Source organism: Streptococcus mitis (genome assembly GCF_013305725.1).
Taxonomy (GTDB): Bacteria; Bacillota; Bacilli; order Lactobacillales; family Streptococcaceae; genus Streptococcus; species Streptococcus mitis_BO.
Genome location: NZ_CP047883.1, coordinates 864,144 through 877,360 on the forward strand (window position 1 = coordinate 864,144; position 13,217 = coordinate 877,360).

The 13,217-nt window shown below is 40.6% G+C and carries 14 protein-coding genes; 8 read left to right on the top strand and 6 right to left on the bottom strand.

The features are described from left to right. The first annotated feature begins 5 nt into the window (after nt 1–5). The 3 genes from M594_RS04270 to M594_RS04280 all read left to right on the top strand — a co-directional run bounded on the left by M594_RS04270 (nt 6) and on the right by M594_RS04280 (nt 2,806). Nucleotides 6–884, top strand: coding sequence for a F0F1 ATP synthase subunit gamma (locus M594_RS04270; RefSeq protein ID WP_049544028.1), 879 nt, complete (start codon nt 6–8; stop codon nt 882–884). Nucleotides 885–969: 85 nt separating this feature from the next. Continuing rightward, the gene (atpD, locus tag M594_RS04275; RefSeq protein WP_000094357.1) at nt 970–2,376 is read left to right on the top strand and encodes a F0F1 ATP synthase subunit beta; all 1,407 of its coding nucleotides are present in this window, start codon (nt 970–972) and stop codon (nt 2,374–2,376) included. Between the two features lie 10 nt (nt 2,377–2,386). Beyond that, nucleotides 2,387–2,806 carry a F0F1 ATP synthase subunit epsilon gene (locus M594_RS04280; protein ID WP_049544030.1) on the top strand — a complete coding sequence of 140 codons (420 nt, stop codon included), beginning with the start codon at nt 2,387–2,389 and terminating at the stop codon, nt 2,804–2,806. A 44-nt stretch (nt 2,807–2,850) separates the two neighbouring features. Here M594_RS04280 and M594_RS04285 read toward each other — a convergent pair whose 3' ends face one another. After that, nucleotides 2,851–3,864, bottom strand: a complete 1,014-nt coding sequence (locus tag M594_RS04285; protein ID WP_173876061.1) for a lactonase family protein — start codon at nt 3,862–3,864, stop codon at nt 2,851–2,853. A 153-nt stretch (nt 3,865–4,017) separates the two neighbouring features. Here M594_RS04285 and M594_RS04290 point away from each other — a divergent pair, with 153 nt between their 5' ends. From M594_RS04290 to M594_RS04310, 5 genes are all read left to right on the top strand, one after another. Beyond that, entirely contained in the window at nt 4,018–5,184 is a 1,167-nt protein-coding gene (locus tag M594_RS04290; RefSeq protein ID WP_173876062.1) for an AI-2E family transporter, read from the top strand. Then, the gene (locus tag M594_RS04295) at nt 5,174–6,403 is read left to right on the top strand and encodes a tetratricopeptide repeat protein (protein WP_173876063.1); all 1,230 of its coding nucleotides are present in this window, start codon (nt 5,174–5,176) and stop codon (nt 6,401–6,403) included. Before M594_RS04290 ends, M594_RS04295 begins: the two co-directional genes overlap by 11 nt. Before the next feature lie 139 nt (nt 6,404–6,542). Continuing rightward, nucleotides 6,543–7,184, top strand: coding sequence for an amino acid ABC transporter permease (locus M594_RS04300; protein WP_173876064.1), 642 nt, complete (start codon nt 6,543–6,545; stop codon nt 7,182–7,184). A gap of 9 nt (nt 7,185–7,193) precedes the next feature. Next, nucleotides 7,194–7,823, top strand: coding sequence for an amino acid ABC transporter ATP-binding protein (locus M594_RS04305; RefSeq protein ID WP_173876065.1), 630 nt, complete (start codon nt 7,194–7,196; stop codon nt 7,821–7,823). Between the two features lie 9 nt (nt 7,824–7,832). Next, the gene (locus M594_RS04310) at nt 7,833–8,672 is read left to right on the top strand and encodes an amino acid ABC transporter substrate-binding protein (protein ID WP_173876066.1); all 840 of its coding nucleotides are present in this window, start codon (nt 7,833–7,835) and stop codon (nt 8,670–8,672) included. Between the two features lie 61 nt (nt 8,673–8,733). Here the strand turns inward: M594_RS04310 and lysS are convergent, their stop codons facing one another. From lysS to M594_RS04335, 5 genes are all read right to left on the bottom strand, one after another. After that, nucleotides 8,734–10,224 carry a lysine--tRNA ligase gene (gene lysS, locus M594_RS04315; RefSeq protein WP_020901741.1) on the bottom strand — a complete coding sequence of 497 codons (1,491 nt, stop codon included), beginning with the start codon at nt 10,222–10,224 and terminating at the stop codon, nt 8,734–8,736. A gap of 137 nt (nt 10,225–10,361) precedes the next feature. Then, a complete protein-coding gene (locus M594_RS04320; protein WP_173876067.1) occupies nt 10,362–10,979 on the bottom strand; it encodes a histidine phosphatase family protein in 618 nt (205 codons plus the stop codon). Next, a complete protein-coding gene (locus M594_RS04325) occupies nt 10,976–11,461 on the bottom strand; it encodes an aminoacyl-tRNA deacylase (RefSeq protein ID WP_078228420.1) in 486 nt (161 codons plus the stop codon). The genes M594_RS04320 and M594_RS04325 overlap by 4 nt, the downstream gene beginning before the upstream one ends. Beyond that, nucleotides 11,461–12,303, bottom strand: a complete 843-nt coding sequence (locus M594_RS04330) for a DUF368 domain-containing protein (RefSeq protein ID WP_173876068.1) — start codon at nt 12,301–12,303, stop codon at nt 11,461–11,463. The genes M594_RS04325 and M594_RS04330 overlap by 1 nt, the downstream gene beginning before the upstream one ends. Before the next feature lie 103 nt (nt 12,304–12,406). Further along, the gene (locus tag M594_RS04335; protein ID WP_173876069.1) at nt 12,407–13,207 is read right to left on the bottom strand and encodes a glycoside hydrolase family 25 protein; all 801 of its coding nucleotides are present in this window, start codon (nt 13,205–13,207) and stop codon (nt 12,407–12,409) included. Nucleotides 13,208–13,217 lie beyond the last annotated feature (10 nt).

Genomic DNA, 13,217 nt, shown 5'->3' on the forward strand with positions numbered 1-13,217 from the left:
GTCAGATGGCAGTATCTCTAAATGATATTAAAACAAAAATCGCCTCAACAAAAAATACGAGTCAAATCACTAATGCCATGCAAATGGTATCAGCTGCTAAGCTAGGTCGCTCTGAAGAAGCTGCTCGCAACTTCCAAGTTTACGCTCAGAAAGTTCGCAAGCTCTTGACAGATATTCTTCATGGTAATGGATCTGGTGGCTCAACCAATCCGATGTTGATTAGCCGTCCTGTCAAGAAGACAGGCTATATCGTCATCACTTCAGACCGTGGTTTAGTTGGAGGTTATAATTCCTCTATTCTGAAAGCCGTTATGGAGTTGAAAGAAGAATACCATCCAGACGGTACAGGTTTTGAAATGATCTGTATCGGTGGAATGGGAGCTGATTTCTTTAAGGCTCGTGGTATTCAACCACTTTATGAACTACGTGGCTTGGCGGATCAACCTAGCTTTGATGAAGTTCGTAAGATTATTTCAAAAACAGTTGAAATGTATCAAAATGAACTTTTTGATGAACTCTATGTCTGCTACAACCACCATGTCAATACGCTAACTAGTCAAATGCGTGTGGAGCAAATGCTTCCGATTGTTGACTTGGATCCAAATGAAGCGGATGACAGTTACAGCTTGACCTTTGAATTGGAAACTAGCCGAGAAGAAATTTTGGAGCAGTTGTTGCCTCAGTTTGCAGAAAGTATGATTTATGGTGCTATTATCGACGCTAAGACAGCCGAAAATGCTGCGGGTATGACAGCCATGCAAACAGCGACAGATAATGCTAAAAAAGTCATTAATGATTTGACAATTCAGTATAACCGTGCCAGACAGGCGGCGATTACACAAGAAATTACAGAAATCGTAGCAGGAGCTAGTGCCCTAGAATAGGCACTAGTCCAGCTCGTATGAAAATGAACTTAGGACCTAGTTAAGCTAGGGACCGACAGTATCTTATATAGAATAGGAGAAGGAGATGAGTTCAGGTAAAATTGCTCAGGTTATCGGACCCGTTGTAGACGTCTTGTTTGCAGCAGGGGAAAAACTTCCTGAGATTAACAATGCACTTGTCGTCTACAAAAATGACGAAAGAAAAACAAAAATCGTCCTTGAAGTAGCCTTGGAGTTGGGAGATGGTATGGTTCGTACTATCGCCATGGAATCAACAGATGGTTTGACTCGTGGAATGGAAGTATTGGACACAGGTCGTCCAATCTCTGTACCAGTAGGTAAAGAAACTTTGGGACGTGTCTTCAATGTTTTGGGAGATACCATTGACTTGGAAGCTCCTTTTACAGAAGATGCAGAGCGTCAGCCAATTCATAAAAAAGCTCCAACTTTTGATGAGTTGTCTACCTCTTCTGAAATCCTTGAAACAGGGATTAAGGTTATCGACCTTCTTGCCCCTTACCTTAAAGGTGGTAAAGTTGGACTTTTCGGTGGTGCCGGAGTTGGTAAAACCGTCTTAATCCAAGAATTGATTCACAACATTGCCCAAGAACACGGTGGTATTTCAGTATTTACTGGTGTTGGGGAACGTACTCGTGAGGGGAACGACCTTTACTGGGAAATGAAAGAATCAGGTGTTATCGAGAAAACAGCCATGGTATTTGGTCAGATGAATGAGCCACCAGGAGCACGTATGCGTGTTGCCCTTACTGGTTTGACAATCGCCGAATACTTCCGTGATGTAGAAGGCCAAGACGTGCTTCTCTTTATCGATAATATCTTCCGTTTCACTCAGGCTGGTTCAGAAGTATCTGCTCTTTTGGGTCGTATGCCGTCAGCCGTTGGTTACCAACCAACACTTGCTACGGAAATGGGTCAATTGCAAGAGCGTATTACATCAACTAAAAAGGGTTCTGTAACCTCTATCCAGGCTATCTATGTGCCAGCGGATGACTATACTGACCCAGCGCCAGCAACAGCCTTCGCTCACTTGGACTCAACAACTAACTTGGAACGTAAGTTGGTACAATTGGGTATCTACCCAGCCGTTGACCCACTTGCTTCAAGCTCACGTGCCTTGGCACCTGAGATTGTTGGAGAAGAGCACTATGCAGTTGCTGCTGAAGTAAAACGTGTTCTTCAACGTTACCATGAATTGCAAGATATCATTGCTATCCTTGGTATGGATGAGCTTTCTGATGAAGAAAAGACCTTGGTTGCTCGTGCCCGTCGTATCCAGTTCTTCTTGTCACAAAACTTCAACGTTGCGGAACAATTCACTGGTCAGCCTGGTTCTTATGTTCCAGTTGCTGAAACTGTTCGTGGCTTTAAGGAAATCCTTGATGGTAAACACGACCACTTGCCAGAAGATGCCTTCCGTGGTGTAGGTTCTATCGAAGATGTGATTGCAAAAGCTGAAAAAATGGGATTTTAAGAGGTGATCTATGGCTCAGTTAACTGTCCAGATCGTGACACCAGATGGTCTCGTCTATGATCACCATGCCAGCTATGTATCAGTTCGAACTCTGGATGGTGAGATGGGAATCTTGCCACGACATGAAAATATGATTGCAGTTTTAGCAGTTGATGAGGTTAAGGTTAAACGTTTAGATGATGAAAATCACGTGAACTGGATTGCAGTGAACGGAGGCGTTATCGAAGTTGCTAATGGTGTTATCACAATCGTTGCTGACTCTGCAGAACGTGCTCGTGATATCGACGTTAGTCGCGCAGAACGTGCCAAACTTCGAGCAGAGCGTGAAATTGAAGAAGCACAAGACAAACACTTGATTGACCAAGAACGTCGTGCGAAGATTGCACTGCAACGCGCCATTAACCGTATTAATGTCGGAAATAGACTATAAGAAAAAAATGAACTTGGTAACTCAAGTTCATTTTTTATGGTTTCTTAAGGGGCAAAACTGATGCAGACTGCTTCTGGTACATGGAAGTCGTTAGAAAGTTCTGCTAGACGACCGGTTTCAGGATTGCGTTTAAAGACGGTTGCATTGTCAGAGTCTTGATGGACAGCAATGACAAATTCTTGATCCGGGGTCAAATCAAAATCACGTGGAGTCTGACCATGTGTCGGAACGATTTCTAATAACTCTAAGCTACCGTCCGCAAGAATTGTATATGCTGCGATAGAATCATGACCACGGTTAGAAGCGTAGAGGTATTTACCATCTTTAGAGAGACGAATAGCAGCAGTACCATTAAAGCCTTTATAACCGTCTGGTAGAGTTGAAATGACTTGCATGCGTTCAAATTCGCCAACACCATCGTAGATTAAGACTTCAATAGTGCTATTGAGTTCACAAATCAGATAAGCGATTTTATAGTGGTTATGGAAAATGATATGACGTGAGCCTGCTCCTGACTGGCTGTGATATGTATAGAGTTTAGATAATTTCCCTTCTTGATCAAGGTCATAGGTGATGACTTGGTCAGTTCCTAAATCACAAGTCACTAGATAGTGGTCAGGTGTTAAATCTGTAAAGTGAACATGGGGAGAAGCTTGATTCTCATGTGGACCTTGGCCACTGTGTTGATCAACATCACTAAGTAGAAGACGACCACCTTCCTGACGTTTATAAACAAGGACCTGTCCCTTGTGGTAGTTTGCTGCGTAAATCAAATCACGCTCTTCATCAACGGCAACATAACAGTGGGGGGCTCCCTCTTCAACGACATGATTCAATAAGGTACCATTAGTTTGATAGGCTGCAATTCCCCCCTTATCATCTTGACTACCAACAGTGTATAAATGTTGGTGCTGGTCAAAGGCAAGGTAGGTTGGACTTGGTTCAGCTGCAAAAAGTTCTAGATTTGAAAGCTGCCCAGTTTCTGTATCAAAGTCTGCCTTGTAAATCCCTTGGGAAGTCCGACGTGTGTAAGTTCCAAAATAAACAGTTTCTTTCATGACTATACCTCTTTATAAAGATAATACTATTATATCACAAAATAGATTCACAATATGATATGCGGTACAATTCAATGGTATGTAAGCACTTTAAAAAAGAGTTATTTTGATCTAAAAATGGTATAATGAGAGAACAATAGAAAGGAAGTATTTATGGAGCAAAAAGAGAAACATTTTAGCCTATCTTGGTTTTTCAAGTGGTTTTTGGATAACAAGGCAATTACGGTATTTTTGGTAACCTTATTATTAGGACTGAATCTTTTTATTTTAAGTAAGATTAGTTTTCTATTTTCACCTGTTTTAGACTTTTTGGCAGTCGTGATGTTGCCAGTCATTCTATCTGGTTTACTATACTATTTATTAAATCCTATAGTTGATTGGATGGAGAAACACAAAATCAATCGTGTTATAGCGATTAGTATTGTCTTTGTCATCATCGCTCTCTTTATCATTTGGGGCTTGGCAGTAGCTATTCCAAATCTGCAACGTCAAGTTTTAACATTTGCAAGAAATGTACCAATCTACCTTGAAGATGCTGATCGAGTTATTGATGATTTGGTAACTAAGCGTTTACCAGATGATTTCAGACCTCAGTTAGAACAAGTTTTGACAAACTTCTCAAGTCAGGCTACAGTTTGGGCAAGTAAAGTTTCTTCTCAGGCAGTCAACTGGGTGAGCGCCTTTATTAGCGGGGCTTCTCAAGTGATTGTTGCCTTGATTATCGTTCCGTTCATGCTCTTTTATCTTTTGCGTGATGGGAAAGGCCTACGTCACTATTTGACCCAATTCATGCCAACGAAATTGAAAGAACCTGTTGGACAAGTTTTATCAGATGTGAATCAGCAGTTGTCTAATTATGTTAGAGGACAAGTAACAGTGGCTATTATTGTAGCAGTAATGTTTATCATCTTCTTCAAGATTATTGGTCTACGCTATGCGGTTACACTGGGGATTACTGCTGGTATTCTAAATCTGGTTCCTTATTTGGGTAGTTTCCTAGCCATGCTTCCTGCCCTAGTATTGGGCTTGATTGCTGGGCCAGTTATGCTTTTAAAAGTAGTGATTGTCTTTATCGTAGAACAAACTATTGAAGGTCGTTTTGTCTCTCCATTGATTTTGGGAAGTCAATTAAACATCCATCCCATTAATGTTCTCTTTGTTTTGTTAACTTCAGGATCCATGTTTGGTATCTGGGGAGTCTTGCTCGGTATTCCGGTTTATGCTTCTGCTAAAGTTGTCATTTCAGCCATTTTTGAATGGTATAAGGTAGTCAGTGGCCTATATGAACTAGAGGGAGAGGAAGATAAGAGTGAACAATAGTCAACAGATGTTACAGGCTTTGGAGGAGCAAGATTTAACCAAGGCTGAGCACTATTTCGTCAAAGCTTTAGAAAATGATCCAAGTGACCTTCTGTATGAGTTGGCAACTTATCTTGAAGGGATTGGTTTTTATCCTCAGGCCAAGGAAATTTACTTGAAAATTGTAGAAAATTTTCCAGAGGTTCATCTTAATCTAGCAGCTATTGCTAGTGAGGATGGTCAAATCGAAGAAGCCTTTGCTTATCTTGAGGAAATCCAAGCTGACAGTGACTGGTATGTTTCGGCTTTGGCTCTGAAGGCAGACCTTTACCAGTTGGAAGGTTTGACAGATGTGGCGCGTGAGAAATTATTGGAGGCCTTGACTTACTCAGAAGATCCTCTCTTGATATTGGGATTAGCAGAGTTGGATAGTGAGTTGGAAAATTATCAAGAGGCCATTCAAGGCTATTCCCAGTTAGATAATCGTACTATTTATGAGCAAACAGGCATTTCCACCTATCAACGGATTGGCTTTGCCTATGCCCAGTTAGGGAAATTTGAAACGGCTACAGAGTTTTTAGAAAAAGCCCTGGAGTTAGAATACGATGACTTAACAGCTTTTGAGTTAGCCAGTCTTTACTTTGATCAAGAAGAATACCAAAAAGCTGTCCTCTACTTTAAGCAGCTTGATACCATTTCACCTGACTTTGAAGGCTATGAGTATGGTTATAGTCAGGCCTTGCATAAGGAACATCAGGTTCAAGAAGCCCTGCGTATCGCTAAGCAAGGCTTGGAGAAAAATCCTTTTGAAACAAGACTCTTGTTAGCAGCTTCACAATTTTCTTATGAATTACATGATGCCAGTGGTGCAGAAAACTACCTCCTTACTGCAAAAGAAGACGCTGAGGATACAGAAGAAATTTTACTCCGTCTAGCAACTATTTATCTAGAACAGGAACGTTATGAAGACATTCTAGACTTGCAAAGTGAGGAGCCAGAAAATCTCTTGACTAAGTGGATGATTGCTCGTTCTTATCAAGAGATGGACGATTTGGATACTGCCTACGAGCATTACCAAGAGTTGGCAGGAGATTTGAAAAACAATCCAGAATTTCTGGAACACTATATCTATCTCTTGCGTGAATTGGGCTACTTTGAGGAAGCAAAAGTCAATGCTCAAGCTTACTTAAAACTGGTTCCAGATGATGTGCAAATGCAAGAACTATTTGAGAGATTGTAAGAATATATTTTTAAAACTGTATCTTATCATTTTTGATAGGTATAGTTTTTCTTTTTTAAAGAGAATTTTTTTACAAAAATTATTGGTTATTTTGTTTATTTATGCTATAATAGGAACAATTATTTTTAGGAGGTGCAGTATGTCTTATTTGTTTGAGATATTACCAAGTTTATTGAGCGGTGCAAGCATGACTTTGCAGGTTTTTGCACTGGTCTTGATTTTTTCTATTCCCTTGGGCGTTTTGATTGCCTTTGCCTTGCAAGTCCATTGGAAGCCCCTCCATCATCTGATTAACATTTATATTTGGATTATGCGGGGTACACCCTTGCTCTTGCAATTGATTTTTATCTATTATGTGCTCCCAAATATTGGGATTCGTTTGGATCGCCTTCCTGCGGCTATTATTGCTTTTGTTCTCAATTATGCAGCTTACTTTGCTGAAATCTTCCGTGGAGGGATTGATACCATTCCTAAAGGTCAATATGAGGCTGCCAAGGTCTTGAAGTTCAGTCCCTTTGCCACAGTTCGCTATATTATTTTGCCTCAGGTGATAAAGATTGTTCTTCCTAGCGTATTTAACGAAGTCATGAGTTTGGTCAAGGATACTTCTCTGGTCTATGCTCTAGGCATTTCAGACCTTATCTTGGCTAGTCGAACAGCTGCAAACCGTGATGCTAGTCTGGTTCCAATGTTCTTAGCAGGAGCCATTTACTTGATTTTGATTGGGATTGTGACCATTCTTGCCAAAAAAGTTGAGAAGAAGTACAGTTACTATAGATAGGAGGCTGCCATGTTAGAATTACGAAATATCAATAAAGGCTTTGGTGAAAAGCAAATTTTGTCCAATTTCAGTCTAAAAATTCCTGAAAAGCAAATCCTAGCTATCGTTGGGCCTTCTGGTGGAGGTAAGACAACCCTCTTACGTATGCTTACGGGTCTGGAAACCATTGATTCAGGGCAAATCTTTTATAATGGAGAACCTTTAGAACTGGATGAATTGGAGAAACGAAATCTACTGGGATTTGTATTTCAAGATTTTCAACTTTTCCCTCATTTATCAGTTCTAGATAATTTGACTTTATCACCTGTGAAAACTATGGGAATGAAGCAGCAAGAGGCTGATAAGAAGGCGCGAAGGCTTTTGGAACAGTTAGGACTGGCTGGCCATGCAGACGCCTATCCTTTCTCACTATCTGGTGGGCAAAAGCAAAGGGTGGCCTTGGCGCGTGCTATGATGATTGACCCAGAAATCATTGGTTACGATGAACCAACTTCTGCTCTGGATCCAGAATTGCGCTTGGAAGTGGAAAAACTGATCTTGCGAAATAGAGAACTTGGAATGACGCAGATTGTCGTTACTCATGATTTACAATTCGCTGAAAACATCGCAGATCAGATTCTCAAGGTTGAGCCCAAGTAGGAGGTGCCGATGACTAATAAGAAAATTGCTTTAGTATTGGTTTCTCTCCTGACTCTTTTTTTAACAGCTTGTACTCAAAAGGCTAGTGATCCAAAGCAGGATAACTGGGATAAATATCAAGAGCAGGGGAGTATAACCATTGGTTTTGATAATACCTTTGTACCCATGGGTTTTGAAGAAAAGAATGGACAGTACACAGGCTTTGATATTGACTTAGCACAAGCTGTCTCTGAAAAATTAGGTTTTAAGGTTCAATTTCAACCAATCGACTGGGATATGAAGGAGACGGAACTGCAAAATGGGACCATTGATGCCATCTGGAATGGCTATTCTGCCACTGATGAACGCCGAGAGAAGGTTTCCTTTAGCATTCCTTATATGGAAAATCAGCAAGTTCTGGTTGCGAAGAAAAGCCAGCAAATTCGTTCAGTAGAGGATATGAAGGATAAGATCTTGGGAGCCCAAGCAGGTTCCTCTGGTTATTTAGACTTTGAAGCCCAGCCAGATTTACTGAAAAATCGTGTTAAAGACCAGAAAGCCAATCAATACCAGAGTTTCAATGAAGCCTTGATTGATTTGAAGAATGACAGGATTGATGCCTTGTTAATTGACCGAGTGTATGCTAATTACTATCTTCAGTCTGAGGGGATATTAAATGACTATAATGTCTTTTCAGCAGGATTTGAAAGTGAATCCTTTGCAGTCGGAGTTAGGCCAGCTGATAAAAAAATATTAACAGCATTAAACCAAGCCTTTGTTCAACTATACCAAGAAGGAAAGTTCCAGGAAATCAGCCAAAAATGGTTTGGAGAAGATGTGGCAACAAAAGAAGTGAAAAGTAGAGATTGAGTGTTTCCTCAGTCTCTTTTTGCATCAAAAAATCCTCTGGCAAGTACCAGAGGATAAGAGCTTATTTCATTGTTGGGAAGAGCAATACATCACGGATAGTAGTTGTATCAGTGAGGAGCATGCAGAGACGGTCGATGCCGATTCCCAAACCACCTGTTGGTGGCATACCATATTCAAGGGCTTCAATGTAGTCGTAGTCGATACCTGTCGCTTCATCATCACCAAGTTCTTTAGCTTTAGCTTGGGCTTCAAAACGGCTAAGTTGGTCGATTGGGTCGTTGAGCTCAGTAAAGGCATTACCGTACTCCTTAGTCATGATAAAGAGTTCGAAACGGTCAGTAAAGCGTTCGTCTTCAGGATTTTTCTTAGCTAGTGGAGATACAGCTACTGGATGTCCATAGACAAAGGTTGGTTGGATCAAGGTTTCTTCAACAAACTCTTCAAAGAAGGCATTGATGATGTGACCAACTTCAGTGTAGTGTTTCTCAACTGGAACTTTCTTCTCAGCAGCGATAGCTTTGGCTTCCTCGAAAGTCATGTCTTGCCAGAAATCAACACCAGTAATTTCTTTGATAGCATCCACCATGTGAACACGTTTAAATGGTTCATTGATTTTGATTTCAGTACCTTGATAGTTAACAGGACCATCGCCTTTGACTGATTTAGCAGCATGTTGGATAATGCCTTCAGTCAAGTCCATGATGTCTTGGAAGTCAGCATAAGCTTGGTACACTTCGATAGAAGTAAATTCAGGGTTATGAGTAGCATCCATTCCTTCGTTACGGAAGATACGGCCAATTTCATAGACGCGTTCCATACCACCGACGATAAGGCGTTTCAAGTGAAGCTCAGTAGCGATACGAAGCACCATGTCAATGTTTTGGGCATTGTGGTGGGTGATAAATGGACGAGCAGCAGCACCACCAGCTTCGTTGTGAAGAACAGGTGTTTCCACCTCAAGGAAACCTTTTTGATCAAGGTAACGACGGATTTCAGAAATGATTTTTGAACGAGTGACAAAGCGTTCAAAGCTTTCACGGTTAGAAATTAAGTCAAGGTAACGTTTACGGTAAATTGTCTCAACGTCTGTCAAACCGTGGAATTTCTCTGGAAGTGGACGAAGAGCCTTAGACAAGTGAGTGATGTGAGTAGCTTTGATAGAGAGTTCTCCCATATCTGTACGCATCACTTCACCTTCGACACCAAGGAAGTCACCAAGGTCTGCTTTTTTGAAGATTTCGTAGTTTTCTTCGCCGACAGCATCCTTACGAACGTAGATCTGGATTTGACCTTCGCGGTCTTGAAGGTGGGCAAATCCAACTTTACCTTTACCACGTTTGGTTACCAAGCGTCCTGCGATAGTAGCTGTTTCATTTTTATCATGTAATTGTTCTTTATCAAGGTCAGCAAATTTATCTTTTAATTCTTGTGAATTTGCAGTGCGTTCAAAGCGTTTTCCGAAAGGATCGATTCCTTGTTCACGAAGCGCAGCCATTTTTTCACGGCGAACGATCTGCTGGTCATTTAGTTCTTCCATATGTTCTGTTGACATGGGATCCTCCTAGTTTTACTCAAAATTGAATACGATGAGTCATTTTTTGCGATACTCCCATTTTATCATAAATAGCCAAGAAATTCACGGATAATCTTTCAAAACTAAAAAGAACTTGACGCTAAAATCAAGTTCTGTTATTGATAGGAAGTATAATTCCAAGTATCGAGAGTAAATGTTTCAAAATCATGGGTTTCTAGAATTGTCAGGCTGGCATTTGCTAGACCGCCATCTTTACGAAGAAGTGGTTCTTGATATCCTAGAAGAGTACGAAGACTGGCAGTAAGATTGGCACCGTGACCGACAATTAGAATACGCTCAGCTGGACTATCTTTTAATGATTTGATAAATTGGATGGTCCGTTGCGTGGTGCTATAGAGGGATTCGGCTCCGAACATTTGAGTGTCAAATTGAGCAAGATTAGATCGAAAAGCTTTGATTTGTTGTGGGTAAATAGCTTCCAAGGTTGCGATTTTCAAACCTTCTAACTTCCCCAGCTGCCATTCACGGAGATTAGGAACACTTTCTAAAGGACAGGGGGTCTGGAGTTGACTTTGGATAATCTCAGCAGATTTGACCGCTCGAGGTAAATCACTTGAATAAATCTGATTAAAAGGAATTTCCTTGAGATACTGGCCAAGTCGTTTTAGGGTGTCAATGGATTCAGGAAGAAGGGGAGAATCTCCACTAGCACCTTGAAAGCGTCCTTCTTGGTTCCAGAGGGTACGACCGTGGCGGACAAAGTAGAGTTTCATTCTTGGCTACCCTCCAAGATATCTGCAAAGTCAGCTTTTACAAAGCTAGCCAAGTCTTGCGGAGCGACGATAATGCTGTGACCAACTTCGCCTGCAGAGACAATCATTTGATCCAAGTCTAGGGCGATCTTATCGATAAAAATGGGATAATTGTGTTTCTGACGAATTCCGACGGGATTATTGGCTCCATGAATATAACCTGTTGTTTTTTCCAAGTCCTTTTGTGGAATCATGCTCACTTTTTTATTGCCAGAAATTTTGGCTAGTTTCTTTTCCGACAAGTGTTGAGTGATAGGGACAATTCCGATAATCGGTCCTGTTTTATCTCCCAAAAGAGCCAAGGTTTTGAAAATCTGATCTCGTTCATAACCTTGAGGAAGCTCTCCTTCCAGGGCATTGATTTGAATACCCTGATGTGGGATACCTGCTTTAGACAGGATTTGTTCCACCAATGTTTTTTTGATTTTAACTTTTTTTGCCATTATTTATACTTATCCTCCAATTGGCTCATCCAAATACCAAGCCAAATTCCCAACGCAAAGAAGAAGGCGATGATGACATACCCAACAAGAGAAATACCAGTGTATTGGATACTTTCAGCGTTTCCTGCATTTGGAATTAAGATCAAAAGGGTACTTGATAGGACGATGCCGATGATGAAATGATAGACGCGTGAGTGGTAGTTGTTTAAGGCATAATCCATCAATTTTGAAAAAATGATGAGAGTTGCACCTGCCCCGATTCCAATCGGGAAGAAGGTTCCCAAGAGGTCAAAGGTTTTAAAACCTGTCAGCATAGGAGCATAGAGGCCCAAAATCAAAAGTAGGTTTGATGGGCTGAGGCCAGGAACTAATACGCCAAGAGCCAGTAGTGCACCAGCTAGGACGAAATTAAGAAAGCTGGCACTTAAGGTTCCAACGACAAAATTTAAGGCATAGAGTCCTAATCCAGAGATGATAAATGTTGTCCAGAACCAAGCTAAATCAATCTTGTCTCGGTCAGATTCTCGAGTTGATTCCTTGAGGAGGCTAGGAACTGTACCAATGATGGCGCCCGCAAAGCTCCATAAGACAAAGACCTGATAATTTTCAAGCAGGTATTCAATCGGGTAAGAAAATAATCCGATTCCCAGAAGCATACCGATGGCAACGGGAATAAAGTACAAAACATTTTCTTTAAAGTCTTTAAAGGGATGGGCCAGAAAGCCAATCATTCGTTCATAGATTCCTAAGATTGCTGCTAGAACCCCTCCGGAAATTCCCGGTAGAATAAATCCAAGAGCAATCACAATCCCTTTAATAACACGTGCTAACCATGAAAACATAATAAAATCCTCAATTTCATAATTTACTTTCTCTATTCTTACAATTATAACATAGACGAGAGAAAAATGAAAAAACAAGTGAAAAAATTGAAATTCACTTGTTTCATGGTCTTAAAAATAGTTTCCTGAAGATTTCTTCTTTTTCTTTTTCAGATGAAATAAGATTGATATCTAAGTTATGATCAAATCCTGAAATTTTTCCTTTAGAAGTGTATTGATGTAAATCGTAGTCTAAATCAGTCTTTGGTTTACTTTCAAAGTAGCCAGAGTCAGAACCATAGGAAGGAATCCAAACAGACGTAAACTTGTCTGTATCAATACTGTGTTCTTCCATGAAGTAGACCCCAACGTAGATTCCGATATTTTTAGCACCCAGTGATTCAAGCTTTGCTCGGAAGGCTTCAACACCGTCGTTCATATTAGACATGGTTTTTTCTTCCACGTCTAGCCAATAGTAACTTGGACTGTATGGAGAAGAGGCGTTATAGAATACCTCAGCAGCTTTTTCCATCTCCTGGACATTTTTTCCGGCTACATAGGCATAGACACCAACTGGGACATTTCGTTTTTGAAACTCAGTGATATGGGTTTTAAAGGCCTTATCAACACCATTAACATAGGCAGCATCGTTCTCTTTGGACGTTTGAGCGCCACTATGGACGCGAACAATAGCTCCAGAAATGTTTTGGGACAGAGTATCGTAATTAATTTCCTCAGGACGCTGCCAACCAGAAACATCAATTACCGGTTTATCTATATTGTGTAGCGCTTGTGTTTCTACTTGCGCGATATTTGACTTTGTTTTTACAGGATGGTCCTCAAAACGAGGGCGATTCAGGATTAAAATGAAAATCATAATCCCAAAAAAAACAAATAAAATAAGCGGATTAATTTTCTTTCTCATATCTCATAAT